This is a genomic window from Nocardioides caeni (assembly GCF_004912195.1).
GTDB lineage: Bacteria > Actinomycetota > Actinomycetes > Propionibacteriales > Nocardioidaceae > Nocardioides > Nocardioides caeni.
The window spans coordinates 165,031-182,060 of the sequence record NZ_STGW01000003.1 but is presented as its reverse complement, the minus strand read 5'-3'; the positions used below and the strand labels follow the sequence as shown (position 1 = coordinate 182,060).

The window sequence follows — 17,030 nt, the reverse complement described above, 5'->3', positions numbered from 1 at the left end:
CGCTTGTGGCAACGAAATGACTTGCTGATTCGCGGTGCGGGAGTCAGGATGGTGCAGTGCAGCACGAGCCCGATTCCCCCGCACTCCAGGCGGCCGCCCGCGACCACCTCTGGATGCACTTCACCCGGATGTCCTCCTACGACACCGCCGACGTCCCGGTCATCGTCCGCGGTGACGGCGCCTACGTCTGGGACTCGACGGGCAAGCGCTACCTCGACGCCCTCGGCGGGCTCTTCGTCAGCCAGCTCGGCCACGGCCGCACGGAGCTGGCCGAGGCGGCCGCCAAGCAGGCCGCCGAGCTCGCCTACTTCCCGCTGTGGTCCTACGCCCACCCGAGTGCCATCGAGCTGGCGGAGAAGGTGGCGTCGTACGCCCCGGGCGACCTCAACCGGGTCTTCTTCACCACCGGCGGCGGCGAGGCGGTCGAGTCCGCGTGGAAGCTCGCCAAGAACTACTTCAAGCTCGTCGGCAAGCCCCTCAAGCACAAGGTGATCAGCCGCGCCATCGCCTACCACGGCACCACGCAGGGCGCCCTCTCGATCACCGGCCTGCCGGGGCTGAAGCAGATGTTCGAGCCGCTGGTGCCGTCGACCTTCCGGGTCCCCAACACCAACATCTATCGCGCGCCCGCGTTCCTGGCCGACGGGGACGGTGTCGTCGACCCCGAGACGTTCGGCCGCTGGGCCGCCGACCAGATCGCCGTCGCGATCGAGAACGAGGGCCCCGAGACGGTCGCCGCGGTCTTCCTGGAGCCGGTGCAGAACGCCGGCGGCTGCTTCCCGCCGCCGCCAGGCTACTTCGAGCGGGTCCGCGAGATCTGCGACGAGTACGACGTCCTGCTGGTCTCCGACGAGGTGATCTGTGCCTTCGGCCGACTGGGCCACATGTTCGGTGCCGAGCGCTACGGCTACCAGCCCGACATCATCACGTGCGCCAAGGGGATCACCTCCGGCTACGCGCCGCTCGGCGCGATGATCGCGAGCGACCGGCTCTACGAGCCCTTCGCCCACGGCACCGAGACCTTCCTCCACGGCTACACCTTCGGCGGCCACCCGGTCTCCACCGCGGTGGCACTGCGCAACCTCGAGATCTTCGAGGCCGAGGGCATCAACGAGGGCGTGCGCGCCAACGAGGGCGCCTTCCGCGCCACCCTCGAGAAGCTCCTCGACCTGCCGATCGTCGGCGACGTCCGGGGCGACGGCTACTTCTACGGGATCGAGCTGGTCAAGGACCGCCAGACCAAGGAGAGCTTCAACGAGGACGAGTCCGAGCGGCTGCTGCGTGGCTTCCTGTCGCGCGCCCTCTTCGACGCAGGCCTCTACTGCCGGGCCGACGACCGCGGCGACCCGGTCATCCAGCTCTCGCCGCCGCTGATCTGCGGCCAGGAGCACTTCGACGAGATGGAGCAGACGCTCCGCGCGGTCCTCACCGAGGCGACGACGCTGCTGTAAGCACGGGGACCAGAGCAGCGCCGTCGGTGCGTGGCGGCGGTTCGGCAAGTGGGGCCGAGCCGCCGCCGTCGCAATTCCGGCACCCGGCGTCAGGCAGGCCGCTTCCTCGTCGCGATCATGTTGCCGATCACGAGGAACATCGCGATGAGGAACATCACCGTGCCGATGACGTTGACCTGCATCGGCACGCCGCGCTGGGCGACGCCCCAGACGTACATCGGGAAGGTGACGGTCTGGCCGGCGTTGAGGTTGGTGATGATGAAATCGTCGAAGGAGAGCGAGAAGCTGAGCAGCGCCGCGGCGGCGACTCCCGGGAAGACGAGCGGGAAGGTGACCTTCCGGAAGGTCGTGAGCTCGCTGGCATAGAGGTCCATCGCGGCCTGCTCGAGGTTCTCGTCCAGGCCGGTGAGCCGCGCCTTCACGGTCACGATGACGAAGGACAGGCAGAACATCACGTGGGCGATGAAGATCGTCCAGAAGCCGAGGTGACCACCGAAGCCCGAGGCGACGAAGAGCGCCAGCAGCGAGGAGCCCATCACGATCTCGGGGGAGGCCATCGGCAGGAAGATGATGGTGTTCATCGCGGCGCGACCGCGGAAGCGGTGCCGGACGAGCGCGAACGCGGCGAGGGTCCCCAGCAGGGTGGCGAGCAGGGTCGCGAGCAGCCCGATCTGCACACTGCGCACGACCGAGTCGCAGAGGCCGTCGGGACCGCAGGCGTTGACCCAGTTGTCCCAGGTGAAGCCGCGGAAGGCGTAGACGTTGCGCGACTCGCTGTTGTCGTTGAAGCTCATCAGCATGACGACGGCGATCGGGACGAACATGTAGACGAGGACGAGGAGCCCGAGCGCCAGCACGAGGTGCTCGCCGATCCAGCGACCAGTGCGCTGCAAGGTCGTCATACGAGCTCCTCGGTGCCGGCCTTGCGGATGTAGACCATCACCAGCGCCACGATGATCACCATGAGGATCACGGACAGCGCACCGGCGGCCGCGTAGTCGCCGGTGGAGGTGAAGAGCTCCTGGATGACGTTGCCGACCATCCGCTGGTTGGGGCTCCCGAGCAGCTCGGCGTTGATGTAGTCGCCGGCTGCCGGGATGAAGGTCAGCAGCGTGCCGCCGACGACGCCCGGCATCGACAGCGGCAGGGTGACCTTCCAGAAGCCGCGTGACGGGGAGGCGTAGAGGTCGCTCGAGGCCTCGATCAGCCGGTGGTCGATCTTCTCGAGACTGGCATAGAGGGGGAGCACCATGAACGGCAGGAAGTTGTAGACGAGCCCGGCGATGACCGCCACGGGCGTGGCGAGTAGCCGGTCGTCGTCGCCCATCAGGTGCACGGTCTGGAGGGCGTCGACGATGAAGCCGTCGTCCGCAAGGATCAGCTTCCAGGACAGGGTGCGGATCAGGAAGCTGGTGAAGAACGGTGCGACGACGAGCACGAGCAGCAAGGTCCGCCAACGCCCGGCCTTGAAGGCGATCGCGTAGGCCAGCACGTAGCCGAGTACCAGGCAGATCACGGTCGCCACCCCGGCGTACCAGAGCGAGCGGAGGAGGGGACGCCAGAACTCCTCGATCGCGTCGACGAAGTTGGCGACGTGGTAGGTGACGTCGTAGCCGGTGAGGACCGAGCCCTCGGGGTCATAGAGGCTGGTCGCGAGCAGTGAGTAGAACGGGATGACGAAGAAGACGCCGAGCCACAGCGCTGCCGGGAGGATCAGCCAGTAGCCCGTCCAGCGCCCGCGCATCGCGTCAGGCCTCCGCGATGACGCCGGCGTTGACGTCCTGGGTCGCCGGAAGCAGGAAGGCGAACTCAGGGCGCCAGGAGACGTCGACGGCAGTGCCCCGTGGCAGTACGTCGCGCCGGCCGGTGTTCTGCTCGAAGGACATCAGCTCCTGGCCCCACGGCATCCGGACCAGGTACTGCGTGCTGACGCCGACGAAGGACACGTCGGTGATCACGGCACCCGTCATGTGGTTGCCGGGGGCGTCGATGCGCTCGCCGACCGGCGCGATCAGCACCTTCTCGGGACGGATGCCGACCCAGCCGCTGCCCTCCCGGACGTGGGCCCGGTCGATCGGGATGGAGACCTGGGTGCCGTGCATGTCGACCTTGACCACGTCGCCGGTCACGGCGGCGATCGAGCCGGGGATGAGGTTGGACTGGCCGAGGAAGTTCGCGACGAAGGTGGTGCGGGGGTTCTCGTAGAGGTCGGCGGGGGAGCCCATCTGCTCGATGACGCCGGCGTTCATGACGGCGATCGTGTCGGCCATCGTCATCGCCTCCTCCTGGTCGTGCGTGACGTGCACGAAGGTGAGGCCGACCTCGGTCTGGATGCGCTTGATCTCGATCTGCATCGAGCGGCGCAGCTTGAGGTCGAGTGCGCCGAGGGGCTCGTCGAGGAGCAGGACCTCGGGACGGTTGATCAGTGCCCGGGCCAGCGCGACCCGCTGCTGCTGGCCGCCGGAGAGCTGGGGTGGCTTCTTCCTCGCCTGCGCCTCGAGCTCGACCAGCTCGAGCATCTCGCGGACGAGCCGGTCGACCTCGGACACCTTGCGGCGCCGCAGTCCGAAGGCGACGTTCTCGTGGATGTCGAGGTGGGGGAAGAGGGCGTAGTTCTGGAAGACCGTGTTGACCGGGCGGCGATAGGGCTTGTGCCAGGTGATCTCGTCCTCGCCGAGCAGGATCCTCCCGGAGGTGGGCGTGTCGAGTCCGGCGACCATCCGCAGGGTCGTGGTCTTGCCGCAGCCCGAGGGCCCCAGGAGGGCGAAGAAGCTGCCCGCGGGGATCTCGAGGTCGAGCGACCGGACGGCCGTGAAGGTGGCGAACTCCTTCGTCAACGCCTCGAGCCGGAGGTTCCGGCCGCTCTCAACCGCCAGTGACATCGGCGAAGTCTCCTTCGTAGGCGCGGATCTGGAACTCCTCGAGCGCCATGAACGAGTGCGTCGTGGCGAGGGACTCCGTGGTCGGGAAGATGAGCGGGTTCTCGACCAGCGACGGGTCGACCTTCTCCATCGCTTCCTGGGCGCCCTTGACGGGGCAGATGTACCAGACGTAGGCGGCGAGCTTCGCTGCCACCTCCGGGTCGTAGTAGTAGTTGATCCACTCCTCGGCGTTGGCCTGGTGCTCGGCGAGGTTGGGGATCAGCATGTTGTCGGACCAGATCATCTGGCCCTCCTCGGGTGCGACGAAGACGAGGTTCTCGTCCTCGGCCGCGGCCACGTCACCGGACCAGGCCTCGCAGGCGAGGACGTTGCCGGCCGCCAGGTCCTGGATGTACTCGTTGCCCGTGAACGCCCTGATCTGGCCGTCGTTGCGCGCCTTGCGCAGGCGGTCGAGCGCGTTGTCCCAGTCGTCCTCGTCGAAGTCGGCCGGGTCCGCGCCCTGGCTGAGCATGATGAGGCCCATCGTGTCGCGCATCTCGGTGAGCAGGGAGACGCGCCCCTTGAGGTCCGGACGCGACAGCAGCTCCTCGAAGGAGCGCACCTCGCCGACCTTCGACTTGTTGTAGGCGATCCCGGTGAGGCCGCTCTGCCACGGCGCGGAGTACGTCCTGTCGGGGTCCCAGCCGATGCCCCGGAGCGAGTCGATCAGGTTGGCGTGCAGGTTCGGCACCTTGGCCGCATCGAGCGGCTGGATCCAGCCGACCTGGATCATCCGCGCCGCCATCCAGTCGGTGAGCATGAAGAGGTCGCGCTTCGACGACTGGCACGAGCCGAGCTGGTTGACGACCTTGGCGAAGAACTCGAGGTTGTCGTTGACGTCGGCGGTGTAGCTGACGTCGATCCCGGTGCGCTTCTGGAAGTCGGTGAGCGTCGAGACGTAGCCGTCGTCGTCCTCGTCGATGTAGCCGGGCCAGTTCGACACGACCAGGCGGGCCTGTCGCTCGGAGAGGTCGGGCGTGGTGCAGGTGGCCGGGTCCTGCTGGCGGTCGGGCGTCCCGAAGAGGGGCAGCACACCGAGGCTGGCCGCGCCGAGCGCGATCCCGGCACCACCGGTCAATGCCGTCCTGCGGCTGATCCGGCCTGTCATTGGCGCATCGTGACACGGTCGGCGGGGAGTGACAAGGGATTCCGAAGCAAGTTGACGAGAACGCAACGAAATCCGAACACCCGCGTTGCGTGCGTGCGCAGGTTGCTGTGAGGATCAGGGCGTGACCAAGCCCAGGCCCACACCTCTCGACGATGTCTCGAAGGCGATCATCGCCGAGCTCCAGGACGACGGTCGCCGGTCCTACGCCGCCATCGGGAAGGCCGTCGGCCTGTCCGAGGCGGCGGTGCGGCAGCGGGTGCAACGGCTGGTCGACAGCGGCGTCATGCAGGTCGTGGCCGTCACCGACCCGCTCGAGCTCGGCTTCGCGCGGCAGGCCATGATCGGGATCAAGGCCTCGGGGGAGCTCGAGCCCATCGCCGACGCCCTCGCCGAGATCACCGAGGTCGACTACGTCGTCATCACCGCCGGCTCCTACGACCTGCTGGTGGAGGTCGTCTGCGAGAGCGACGAGCACCTGCTCGAGATCATCTCGCGTCGCATCCGCACCATCGACGGTGTCATCTCGACCGAGACGATGGTCTATCTCAAGCTCCGCAAGCAGACCTACTCGTGGGGCGTGCGCTGAGTCCCCTCAGCCGCGTAGCGCTGCCCGGGCGACCCGCTCGACCAGACGCAGCTCGGCCTCGTCGCTGAGCTGGTCGTCGGACCACCACGAGTCGACGTACGAGACCGTGACGACCAGGTTGTCGCGGCGCGCGACGAGCTGGGTCGTGTCCCCGTCGGGTCGTGCGAGACGGGCATCGTCACCGACCCCCGGGTGCGGATCCCCGGCGGAGGACTCCACCATGACGGTCGCCTCCTCCAGCCCGCTGCTGCCGCCCACGGGCGCGGCGCCGACTGCCTCCACGGCGACCTGCAGCTCGCGGGGCTCGTCCACCCAGACGCACGCGGCAGCGGCCCCGTCGCCGGAGGTCAGCCGGGCATCCGCCGGAGGCAGCACCCTGGCCGCGACCGCCGCCACTCGCCGGCACACGGGCCCCGTCGCCTCGAGGGTCCCGGGTTCGCCGGCGGCTGGGGCGTCGGTCGGTCGCCCCAGTTCGGCGAGCACGTCGCGCACTGCGGACACGACGCCCGCGCGGACGTCGGACGGCGCTGCCGCGGGCGCACCAGTGCGCGTCGAGGTCACGTCGGCGGATGCCTCGAGCACGATGTTGTCCTGGCGCACGATGAGACCGTAGGACGACGTCAGTCCGCCCTGGGCCGGCGAGGACACGAAGGTCCAGGACGCGGTGGCCGGGCCTCCCCAGGCCAGCGCCTCCTGGCCGAGGCCATGGACCGGTCGGGTGTCGAACTGGTCGCCGAGGTCCGACAGTCGCTCCGCCGCGACGTCGGCACCGCTGCGGTCCGCGGTGGGTTCGGTGAGGCTCAACTCGATCCGGAGGCTGGTCTCCTGCGCTCCGCCGCTGCGCCAGCTGCAGTCGGCGGGAGCGGGGGCCTCCGGGTCCAGCCCGAGCAGCCGGAGCGACTCGTCGCTGACCCGGGTGCAGGCCCGGATCGCGGCTCCGTCGCTGACCTCGGCGTCGCTCCACGGCACGTCGGAGTCCGGTCCCGCGAGGTGCGAGCGCGGCACGGTGAGGATCTCGTCGGGCGCGTCCTCCGGCACCTCGTCCAGTGACCATGCCGTGAGCCGGCTCCCTCCGGTGATCAGCAGCCCTCCACTCACGGTCCACAGGTCGGAGGTGCTGAGGTACGACGATCGCCGCACGGCGCCGAGCGTGCGGCCGGCGTCGGGGTCCCGGAGGCTGCTGACGGAGACCCACATGTCGTCATGGGGGTAGTTCTCCTCTTCCTCCAGCGAGTTGACGCCCTGTCCCCAGACCAACTGGGAGTCATGTACGCCGAGGAGGCGACGGCCGCTGGTGAAGCGATCGCTGTCGCGTGCCCACAACAGCTCTCCGGTGTCGAGGTCGAACGCCTCGATGATCTCGGCGTCGTCGTAGGTGCCGACGAGGGTGTGCTCGTCGTGGGCGATCGGGCGGAAGCCCCGGGTGTACCCGAGCTCGTAGCCGATCGCGGGGCCAGGCCGGCCCTCGTCGTACCGTCGCAGGAGGCGAGAGCCGCCCTCCTCCACCTCGAGGACCAGTGGATCGGCGGAGACGATGTCGGCCGTCTGGATCGCTCGCCGGGTCTGCCAGATCGGTGTGCCGGAGTCGGTGAGGAGAGCCGTGCCCCGGGCCGTGCGGCGGGTCATCACGCCGTCGCCGAACCCTCCCTTGCCGCACTGGTCGAGGATCGCGTCGCGGCTCTCACGCAGGCCGGTCGAGGCCGGGAGCGCCGAGCCGTCGCCGAGGTCGAAGCGGAGCACCTGGCCGCAGTTGCCCGAGGTGATGACGACCTCGCCCACGCTGACGCGCGGCTGGTCGAGCCGATCGCCGGGGATGGCCAGGTCGACGCTCCACCGCACCTCGCCGGTCGTGCTGTCGATCGCCACGAGCCGGTCGCAGGACAGTGCCGTGCCCGAGGACCGGAGGCGGATCGCCACGGTGCCGTCGGGGCCGACCTCGTCCGAGCTGGTGCACCACCCGCCCGGGACGACCGCGGACCAGCGGGTCGTGCCGTTCGCACGGTCGAGCCCGCGCAGCATGGTGCGGGCACCCCGCAGGTCCGAGGAGAGCACGATCAGCGAGTCGTCGGTGGACCAGACCGCCGGCTTCGACCAGTAGGTGTCGCCGAAGGAGATGTCGCCGCCGTCGACCTCCCACGCCGCCGCGAGAGAGGGGACATCCGGCAGCTCCTCGGAGCTGTCGCTGCACGCCGCGACCAGCGCCATGACAACGGTGAGGGTGACGAGGCCCAGGAGGCAACTCAACAGACGACGGTGCACGGAGGTCCTTTCGATCGTCGTCTGCGATGCCCGTTCCGGGAGTCGGGCAAACCGAGGCCCTCGGCGCGATGACGGCCTGATGAGGGGTACTAGGGTGCCAGCCGTGACTGACACCGCCGATCTGGTCCTGCTCGACATCGCCGATCGCATCGCGACGATCACGCTCAACCGGCCGGAGGCGCGCAACGCCATCAACGGCGACCTGTTCGAGCAGCTCGTCGCCGCAGTCGCCCGGGCGGAGGCCGATGACGCGGTCGACGTACTGGTCCTGACGGGCAACGGGCCGGCCTTCTGCGCGGGCCTCGACCTCAAGTCACTCGGATCCGGGGACACCCGGCTCACCGACACGGCGCCCACCACGGAGACACCGGTCCGGGACCGCGGACCGTTCACCTCGATCTCCAAGCCGCTGATCGGGGCGATCAACGGGTTCGCGATCACCGGGGGCTTCGAGCTCGCGCTCGCCTGCGACTTCCTCGTCGCCTCCGAGCAGGCGCGCTTCGCCGACACCCATGCCCGCGTCGGCCTCCAGCCCTGGTGGGGGCTCAGTGTCCTGCTTCCCCAGGCGATCGGCGTACGGCGGGCGCGGGAGATGAGCCTCACCGGCAACTTCATCGACGCTTCCACCGCGCTGGACTGGGGCCTGGTCAACCACGTCGTGCCGCACGACGAGCTGCTGGGCTTCACCCGGCAGCTGGCCTCGGACATCGTCTCGGGCGACCAGCGGGCGATCCGCCGGTTGCTCGCGACCTACGAGGAGGGCGAGTTCCTCACGGGCGGCGAGGCGTGGCTGCTCGAGGCCGAGGTCGCCGGCGCCTGGACCACCGATGCCGGTGAGGTCGAGGCCCGACGTGACGCGGTGATGGCGCGCGGCCGCAGCCAGTCCTGACGCTGCCTCAGCCCAGGTCAGGCCAGCACGGAGTTCGGCACGAAACGGGGGAGCGGATCCGCGTCCTCGCGCCCGGGCCGCACGTACTCGAAGCCTGCGGTCCGGACCTCGACGCAGTCCCCACCCAGCAGTTCCCGGACGGGGCCCGCGCACCTCTCGTGCAGAGGCGGCGAGTGGAACTCGTTGCGGTGCTGCTCTCGAGAGGTGCCGAGGAACACGATCGGACGGCCCAGGGGTTGCTCGCACGCGCCGCAGATGCGCGCCAACGCGCATCGGGTGACCCGCCGGCGATCGAGGACTCCGTCGGGCCACGCGAACAGCGCGCTCATGACGTGCGGGACCAGCCGCCCACCTCGGTCCGTCGTACCTGCCGGTCCTGTGCGGCGGGTCGGCCGTGCTCGACGGTGGGGTGGGCGTCGGTCGGGGGCTTGTCGTCGCGGGTCATCCTGTTGGGCAGCGACAGCTTCATGATGGTGCGCAAGGTCTGGCCGTACTGCCGGTGCAGGGGTCCGGTCGTGTAGGGGATGTCGTACTTGGCGCACAGAGCGCGGATCCGGCCGGAGATCTCGGCATAGCGGTTGCTCGGCAGGTCCGGGTAGAGGTGGTGCTCGATCTGGTAGCCGAGGTTGCCGCTCATGATGTGCAGCAGCCGCCCGCCCTCGAAGTTGGCCGTGCCGTAGATCTGGCGCAGGTACCACTCCGCGCGTGTCTCGTCGTCGAGCTCTTCCTCCGTGAAGTGGAGGGCACCGTCGGGGAAGTGGCCGCAGAAGATGATCGCGTAGGACCACACATTGCGCATCAGGTTGGCCGTGGCGTTGGCCCGCATGGTGTCGCGCCAGTGCCGCCCCGACAGGGCGGGGTAGAGGAGGTAGTCCTTGGCGATCTGCCGCCGGCCCTTGCGCAGGATCTGCCCGAGCTGGCGCTTCATCTCCTTCGGGTCCTTCTCGCGCTTGCGGATCGCCTCGATGTCGAGGTCGTGCAGGGCGACGCCCCACTGGAAGAGCGTCGCGAGCAGCGCGTTGTAGACCGGCTGGCCGAGGTTCACCGGGTGCCACTTCTGCTCGCGGGCCATCCGCAGGACGCCGTACCCGATGTCATTGTCATAGCCGAGCACGTTGGTGAACTGGTGGTGGATGTAGTTGTGGCTGTGCTTCCACTGCTCGGCCGGCTGGCCGGTGTCCCACTCCCAGTTGGAGGAGTGGATCTCCGGGTCATTCATCCAGTCCCACTGGCCGTGCATGACGTTGTGCCCGATCTCCATGTTCTCGAGGATCTTGGCGAGCCCGAGGGCCACGGCGCTGGCGGCGACCACGGGACGTCGGACGCGGGCATCGAGCGGAGAGCTGACGATCATCCCGATCCGGGCCGCGGCCGCCAGCACCCGCTGGGTGCGGATCACGCGGTTGATGTACGCCGCGTCGCGGGCACCGCGCGACTCCTCGATCTCGACGCGGATCTCGTCGAGCTCCCGTCCGATCGCCTCCACGTCCTCGGAGGAGAGGTGGGCGTAGGCTGCGACGTCGGAGATGGCCATGGAGGACTCCCTGGGTGGTGGTGGACGGTTCGCTGGTCGACTGGTCAGATGTTGAGGACACAGGGCCCGACGGGCACCGTGACGCAGGTCTGGACCTGCTCGTTCGGCTGGTCGTAGTCCTCCCCGTTGCGCAGGTCGCGCACGGTGCCGGAGATCTTGGTGAGGGTGCAGGTGTGGCAGATGCCGACGCGGCACCCGTAGGGCATGCCGACCCCCGCCTGCTCGCCAGCCTCGAGCACGGTGGTCGCGCCGTCGACGTCGACCTCCTTGCCGGAGTTCTGGAACGTGATCAGTCCGCCCTCGCCCTCCGCGTCGCCGAGGCTCAGCGAGAACCGTTCGAGGTGCAGGGCGTCGTCGAGCCCGGCCTCGTCCCAGTGCTGCTCGACGGCGTCGAGCATCGGTGCCGGTCCGCAGGCCCACGTCTCGCGCTGCCGCCAGTCAGGGACGAGCTGGTCGAGGCTCGCCAGCTCGAGGATCCCCTCGAGGTCGGTGTGGCGCTCGTGCACCACGAGCGTGGGATGGCGCTCGTGGAGCTCGCGTAGCTCGTCGCGGAAGATCATCCGGTCCGGAGTGGTGGAGGAGTAGTGGAGCACGACGTCGCTCATCGTGCCGCGGCGATCCAGGGTCCGCAGCATCGACATCACCGGGGTGATCCCGCTGCCGCCGACCAGGAACAGGGCTCTGGCGGGAGGTGGGTCGGGCAGCACGAAGTCCCCCTGCGGGAGGGCGAGTCGCACGATCGTGCCGGGCGCGAGGCCGTTGACGAGGTGGTCGGAGAGGAAGCCCTCCGGCATCGCGCGCACAGTGATCGCCAGGGTGCGCCCGGTGCGCTTGGGCGCTGAGCTGACGGAGTACGAGCGCCAGTGGAACTTCCCGCCGATCTGGACGCCGATGCCGACGTACTGCCCGGGACGGTGCTGGTAGCGCCAGCCCCACCCCGGCCGGATCACCAGGGTCGCGGCGTCGTCCGTCTCGCGGACCACCGCCTCCACCCGCCCCCGCAGCTCGCGCGAGGACCACAGCGGGTTGATGAGCTGGAGGTAGTCGTCGGGGAGGAGAGGAGTCGTGAGGGTGTCGAGAGCCTGGCGCGCACGCTCCCAGGTGATGGTCTCCTGCGTCACCGAACTGAGTGAACTACTGTTCACTCAGTTCGTCAACCAGGTGGACGTCCGGGTCGTCGCGAGCGTCAGGCGTAGAGCTCGTCGATCTCGGTGGCGTACTTCTCCGCGATCGGACGCCGCTTGAGCTTCATCGTCGGCGTCAGTTCCTCGCCGCCCGGCTCCCAGACCGTGGGCAGGATCGTGAACTTCTTGATCTGCTCGACCCGGGCCAGCTTCTCGTTGGCCTGGTCGACGCCGGCCTGGACGTAGGCCACGACGGTCGGGTCGGTTGCCAGGGCCGCGGGGGAGGCGTCGGCCAGCCCGGCCTTCTCGGCGAAGACGGCGGCGGCGTCGGGGTCGAGGGTGACCAGGGCCGTGATGTAGGGACGGTCGTCGCCGATGGCGACGACGCTGAGGACGAGTGGGCAGGCGACCTTCACGGCGCCCTCGATGTTCTGCGGAGAGAGGTTCTTGCCGCCGGAGCTGATGATCAGCTCCTTCTTGCGGTCGACGATGCGGACGTAGCCGTCATCGTCGATGGTCGCGATGTCGCCGGTGTGCATCCAGCCGTCGGCGTCGATGGCCTCGGCCGTCCGCTGCGGGTCGTTGCGATAGCCCTTCATCACCAGCGGGCCGCGTACGAGCAGCTCCCCGTCCTCGCCGAGCGAGATCTCGGTGCCGCCCGGGACGACCTTGCCGACCGTCCCGATCCGGACCGCATCCGGCGGGTTGATCGTGACGACGGCGGAGGTCTCCGACATCCCCCAGACCTCCAGGACCGGGATGCCGAGACCGAGCATGAAGGCCAGGGCGTCCGGTGCGATGGCCGATGCGCCCGTCGCGGCGACCCGGACCCGCTCGAGGCCCATCCGCTCCCGCAGCTTGCTGAGCACGATCTTGTCCGCGACGGCGTGCTGCAACCGGAGCGGGAGCGGCACGGGCTTGCCGTCGGACCTGAGCCAGGCGACCTTGGTGCCGGTCTCGATCGCCCAGTTGGCGAGCTTGCGCTTCTTCTCGTTGGGCTCGGCGGCGAGCGCGGCCTCGATGCCGGCCTTGACCTTGTACCAGACCGCCGGCACGGCGCCGAAGAACGTCGGCCGCACGCCGGGCAGCGTCGCGATGAGCTGCTTGGGGTCATCGACCGTCGTGATCTGGATGCCGTAGCGCAGGTTGCTGTAGTGGGCGCCCCACCTGTTCGCGATGTGTGCGTCGGGCAGGTAGGAGACCAGGCAGTCGTCGTGGCTGAGCGGGAAGTAGCCATCCAGCGCGTCCATCTCCGCCATCAGGTTGGCGTGGGTGAGCTCGACGCCCTTCGGTGGACCGGTCGTTCCCGACGTGTAGATGAGGGTGAGGACGTCGGAGGGCTCGACCGCGCGCCAGGACGCCTCGAAGTCGAAGTCCGCGCTGCCGGCCGCCTCGAGCTCGGCGAGGGTCATCGCTCCGTCGGCCTCGCCGTCGACGACGACGAAGTGCTGCACCTGGCCGGACTCGTTCGCCTGCTTCAGGCGGTCGAGGAACTGCAGCTCGGTGATCACGACCGTGTTGCCGGCGTTGCCGAAGAGATAGGCGATCTGCTCGGTCGCCAGGGTGTTGTAGATCGAGAACGGCGTCGCTCCGGCATGCAGGGCGCCGGTGTCGACCACGTGGAACTCGGGGCGGTTGGTGAGCATGATCGCGACGGTGTCGCCGTGGGCGACGCCGAGGCTCGCGAGTCCGCCGGCGATCGCGCGGACGCGGTCGGCGTACTGCCGCCAGGTGATCTCGAGGCTCCCGTCGGCCGCGCGCAGGGCGACGCGGCCGGGGGACTGGGTGGCGGTCTGCTGGAAGGCGGTGCAGAGGGTGCGCCGGTCGGTCGCCATGGGCGGGGACTCCTCGGGTCGGGTGGGCTCAGGGGCCGAGACCGTGATGTGGGTCACGGGACGCCCATCCTTGCACGGGTGTGTGCAGATCCGCAGGGGTTGACCACCGCGGGTCCACAACGGCGGACGACGGGACTTCTCTCCACAGGCGGCTTCGTTCCATGGCCGCCGGGAGGCGCCGACTCCCTACGGTCGCCGGAGGCCGGCAGATCGCCGGTCCACCCACCTCTCGAGGAGCTGTCATGTCACCTGATCGCACGGATCGCCGCCCCGCCCGCCACCTCTGGCCGATCCTCGGCCTGCTTGCCGGTTCCGTCGGCGCCATCGGCGTCTCGGTGCTCACCCCGGCCGGAGCGTCCTCGCCGCAGCAGGCGCTGGCTGAGCGGCCCATCATCGTCGGCGTCGAGGGCGACGCCGCCAACGGCTTCGGCATCGACCATGCCGATGGCACGTCGCTCTATCCACCGACCGACTCCGAGGCGATCGCGGAGTGCGGGGAGTACGACACCCGGGCGCAGCGCATCCGGTGTCGCGTGGAGGTCCGCACCTGGTATCGCGACCTCGGCGACCTCCAGCGGTCGCTGGCCTGGGTGCGTGCCAACGAGTGAGGCCGCACCCGGTCGGAGGGGTGTGACACTTCTGGCGCCGCCGTCGCTGACTCAGTGATGACCACGCCACGAGACCCCGCGCTGACCCGCAAGGACGCCGAGAGGCTGATCGCCGGCCACCCCGTCGGGCGACCACACCTGGAGCAGGCTCTGGATGCCGTGCGCGCCGACGCGAGCTCCGTCGGCGGGGCGGCGGACGCGGTCGCCACGGCGCGCGAGGCGCAGGCGCTCGCCGCGTTCCGCGCTGCGTCGCCGGACCGGGCCCGGGGGCGTGCCGGCGGCCGCCGGGCGGCGCTCGTCGCAGCTCTGTCCAGCAAGGTCGTCGTCGCCACGGCGCTGACGGCCACGGCCGTGAGCGGCACGGTCGCGGTGACGGTCACCGGCGTCCTGCCCGGACCCGCGCAGCAGTCCGAGCGGGCCCCGTCAGCTCCGGCCGGCTCGACCACGCCCGCGCCGACGTCGGGGCCGGGAGGCACGGACCCGGTGCCGTCGGTGCCCGCGCTTCCGACCATGCCCGCGTTGCCGACACTCCCATCGGAGGCGGCAACGCCGCCGGTCGACACGCCGCCACGCGGCGGGATGCCGAGCCCGGGCCGACCGTCCGACCTGCCGTCGGGTGCGCCGTCGTCCGTGCCCACCGGTCCCGCTTCTCCCGGCGGCCGTCCCACGGACATCCCCTCGGGCGGACCCACCTCCCGCCCGTCCGGCGGTTCCAGCGGCCGCCCCGAGCAGGCAGCGACGTCGCGGCCGGCGGACATCCTCGGCGCTGACGCGGCAGGCCGCTGGTGAACGCGCTGCTCGACCGGCTGGACGACCTGCCGCTCGGCCTGCTCCTGGTCGGCGCAGCGATGGCCTGGGTCGCGGTCACCGCGCTCCTCGCCCTCCCGGTGCGCTGTCGTCGTCTCGGCTGCGCGGGTGCCGTGCTCGCCTCGGGCCTTGCGGCTCATGTCGTCGCGATGCTGGTCTGGGCCGACCGCTCGGTGTGGCTGCCCGTCGCGGCCACCGCGCTCGCGCTGGCGGCCGCCGGGGCGTCGTACGCCCGTCGACGGCCCGACCTGACTGCTGCGGGCGCCTTCGCCTGGGTGGTCTGGCTGGCCTTCGGTGCATTGATGCTCGTCTGGGGTGTGCGCTTCCTGGCGGGCTTGTCACTGAGCACGCCCTCCACGGCGCTGCTGTGGTCGGCGCTCGCACTGTCGATTGTGACGGTGCCCTCGGCCGTGGTCACCACCCGCGAGGGCTGGGAGCCGCTGCTGCAGGGGCGTCGTCACGACGACCGCCGGCGCCGTCCGCCACGCATCGCCCGCTTCCCGAAGGTCTCGATCCACGTGCCCGTGCACGCAGAGCCACCGGAGGTGGTCATCGCGACCCTCGACCGGCTGGCGCGCCTCGACTACCCCGACTTCGAGGTCCTCGTCGTCGACAACAACACCGAGGACCCGGAGCTCTGGCGTCCAGTGGAGGAGCAGTGCCGCCGTCTGGGGGGACGGTTCCGCTTCTTCCACGTCGACGGCATCACCGGGGCGAAGGCGGGAGCACTCAACTGGGTGCTCCCGCACGCCGATCCGGCGGCGGAGCTGATCGCTGTCGTCGACGCCGACTACCACGTCGAGCCGAGCTGGCTCCAGGACACGGTCGGGCACTTCGCCGAGCCGCGGATGGGCTTCGTCCAGGCGCCCCACGCCTACCGGGGGCACGAGGGCTCGCGGTTCGCGACGTGGGCCAACTGGGAGTACGCCGTGTTCTTCCGCACCGGCATGGTCAGCCTGGACCGGCACGGCGCCGGTCTCACCGTCGGCACCATGTCGCTGATCCGCACGTCAGCACTGGTGGAGGCCGGCGGGTGGGCCGAGTGGTGCCTGACCGAGGACTCGGAGCTGTCCATCCGGATCCACGCCCTCGGCTACCACTCCGTCTACCTCACGGAGCCCTACGGTCGCGGCCTCGTGCCGCCGACCTTCGAGGCCTACCGGCGCCAGCGCTTCCGCTGGACCTACGGTCCGGTGCAGGAGCTGGGAAGGCATGGCCGGCTGTTCCTGCCGTCCTTCCTCGGCGGCCGCGGCAGCGAGCTGACCCGCTCCCAGCGGCTGCACCACGCCAACCACGGCATCGACGTGGCAGGCATCGGCGTCAGGGCGATCGCACTCGGTCTGGGCGTCGCCGGCGCCGGGTCGATGGTCATCCACGACGAGGTCGTCCGCATGCCCTTCGAGCTGTGGCTCGGTGCGACCGCGTCGCTCCTCGGGAGCTGGGTGCTGCGCCTGCTGGTCCACCGGCGGGTCGTCGGCGCGTCCCTGGGACAGGCCGTCGGAGCCACGTTGGCCTTCGCGTCGCTCTCGCTGGTCATCACGGTGGCGAGCCTGCGTGCCACCTGCGGCGTCCCCGCGCAGTGGCATCGCACCACCAAGTTCCGGCCGCGGAGCAGTGCCCTGCGTGCCATCAGGGGAGCCTCGACGGAGACCCTGACGGGCAGCGCACTCCTCGCGCTCGGAGTCGCGTTGCTGACGAGCGCCTCCGGAGGGAGCGGCCTCGTCGTGATGGTGGCGATCGCGCTGTTCGCGAAGGGCCTGGTCTTCCTGAGTGCGACCGCCATGGCCCTGATGGCCGACCGCGACCTCCGTCGGGCCGTGGTTCGTCCGCAGGTCGAGTTCGAGTCCGTGGCAGCCTGAGGCACCACTTGCTGGACCTGGCGCTCTCGGGCGCGACCGTTGGAGAAAC

The 17,030-nt window shown here is 70.0% G+C and carries 14 protein-coding genes; 6 read left to right on the top strand and 8 right to left on the bottom strand.

Annotated elements, in window-relative coordinates:
- Positions 1–56 precede the first annotated feature (56 nt).
- A complete protein-coding gene (locus E9934_RS06780) occupies positions 57–1,451 on the top strand; it encodes an aspartate aminotransferase family protein (RefSeq protein ID WP_136562130.1) in 1,395 nt (464 codons plus the stop codon).
- 89 nt (positions 1,452–1,540) lie between these two features.
- Here E9934_RS06780 and E9934_RS06775 read toward each other — a convergent pair whose 3' ends face one another.
- The 4 genes from E9934_RS06775 to E9934_RS06760 are packed head-to-tail and all read right to left on the bottom strand — an operon-like array spanning position 1,541 to position 5,480.
- Entirely contained in the window at positions 1,541–2,353 is an 813-nt protein-coding gene (locus E9934_RS06775; protein ID WP_136562129.1) for an ABC transporter permease, read from the bottom strand.
- Positions 2,350–3,195: an ABC transporter permease gene (locus E9934_RS06770; RefSeq protein WP_136562128.1), complete on the bottom strand. Its 846-nt coding sequence runs from the start codon at positions 3,193–3,195 to the stop codon at positions 2,350–2,352. Before E9934_RS06770 ends, E9934_RS06775 begins: the two co-directional genes overlap by 4 nt.
- 4 nt (positions 3,196–3,199) lie before the next feature.
- Positions 3,200–4,333 (bottom strand): ABC transporter ATP-binding protein, encoded by a 1,134-nt coding sequence (locus E9934_RS06765; RefSeq protein ID WP_136562127.1) that lies wholly within the window; start codon positions 4,331–4,333, stop codon positions 3,200–3,202.
- Positions 4,317–5,480, bottom strand: coding sequence for a polyamine ABC transporter substrate-binding protein (locus tag E9934_RS06760; RefSeq protein WP_136562126.1), 1,164 nt, complete (start codon positions 5,478–5,480; stop codon positions 4,317–4,319). The genes E9934_RS06765 and E9934_RS06760 overlap by 17 nt, the downstream gene beginning before the upstream one ends.
- 121 nt (positions 5,481–5,601) lie before the next feature.
- On the opposite strand from E9934_RS06760, the gene E9934_RS06755 reads away from it, so the two are divergent.
- On the top strand, positions 5,602–6,066 hold the full coding sequence (locus E9934_RS06755; RefSeq protein WP_193556877.1) for an Lrp/AsnC family transcriptional regulator: 465 nt from the start codon (positions 5,602–5,604) through the stop codon (positions 6,064–6,066).
- Between the two features lie 6 nt (positions 6,067–6,072).
- Here the strand turns inward: E9934_RS06755 and E9934_RS06750 are convergent, their stop codons facing one another.
- Positions 6,073–8,310, bottom strand: a complete 2,238-nt coding sequence (locus E9934_RS06750) for an outer membrane protein assembly factor BamB family protein (protein ID WP_158294948.1) — start codon at positions 8,308–8,310, stop codon at positions 6,073–6,075.
- A 118-nt stretch (positions 8,311–8,428) separates the two neighbouring features.
- Here E9934_RS06750 and E9934_RS06745 point away from each other — a divergent pair, with 118 nt between their 5' ends.
- Positions 8,429–9,214, top strand: coding sequence for an enoyl-CoA hydratase (locus E9934_RS06745; protein ID WP_202977219.1), 786 nt, complete (start codon positions 8,429–8,431; stop codon positions 9,212–9,214).
- Between the two features lie 325 nt (positions 9,215–9,539).
- Here E9934_RS06745 and E9934_RS06740 read toward each other — a convergent pair whose 3' ends face one another.
- The 3 genes from E9934_RS06740 to E9934_RS06730 form a co-directional block, all read right to left on the bottom strand.
- Positions 9,540–10,748: a fatty acid desaturase family protein gene (locus tag E9934_RS06740; protein WP_136562122.1), complete on the bottom strand. Its 1,209-nt coding sequence runs from the start codon at positions 10,746–10,748 to the stop codon at positions 9,540–9,542.
- Between the two features lie 44 nt (positions 10,749–10,792).
- Positions 10,793–11,869 (bottom strand): ferredoxin reductase, encoded by a 1,077-nt coding sequence (locus E9934_RS06735; RefSeq protein ID WP_136562121.1) that lies wholly within the window; start codon positions 11,867–11,869, stop codon positions 10,793–10,795.
- A gap of 65 nt (positions 11,870–11,934) precedes the next feature.
- Positions 11,935–13,764 carry an AMP-dependent synthetase/ligase gene (locus tag E9934_RS06730; protein ID WP_202977218.1) on the bottom strand — a complete coding sequence of 610 codons (1,830 nt, stop codon included), beginning with the start codon at positions 13,762–13,764 and terminating at the stop codon, positions 11,935–11,937.
- A 185-nt stretch (positions 13,765–13,949) separates the two neighbouring features.
- Here E9934_RS06730 and E9934_RS06725 point away from each other — a divergent pair, with 185 nt between their 5' ends.
- Genes E9934_RS06725 through E9934_RS06710 form a run of 3 tightly spaced genes read left to right on the top strand, consistent with a single transcriptional unit; the run spans position 13,950 to position 16,981 of the window.
- Positions 13,950–14,315: a hypothetical protein gene (locus E9934_RS06725; protein ID WP_136562120.1), complete on the top strand. Its 366-nt coding sequence runs from the start codon at positions 13,950–13,952 to the stop codon at positions 14,313–14,315.
- Positions 14,316–14,372: 57 nt separating this feature from the next.
- Positions 14,373–15,104, top strand: coding sequence for a hypothetical protein (locus E9934_RS06720; RefSeq protein ID WP_136562119.1), 732 nt, complete (start codon positions 14,373–14,375; stop codon positions 15,102–15,104).
- Positions 15,101–16,981, top strand: coding sequence for a glycosyltransferase family 2 protein (locus E9934_RS06710; protein ID WP_158294947.1), 1,881 nt, complete (start codon positions 15,101–15,103; stop codon positions 16,979–16,981). Before E9934_RS06720 ends, E9934_RS06710 begins: the two co-directional genes overlap by 4 nt.
- Positions 16,982–17,030 lie beyond the last annotated feature (49 nt).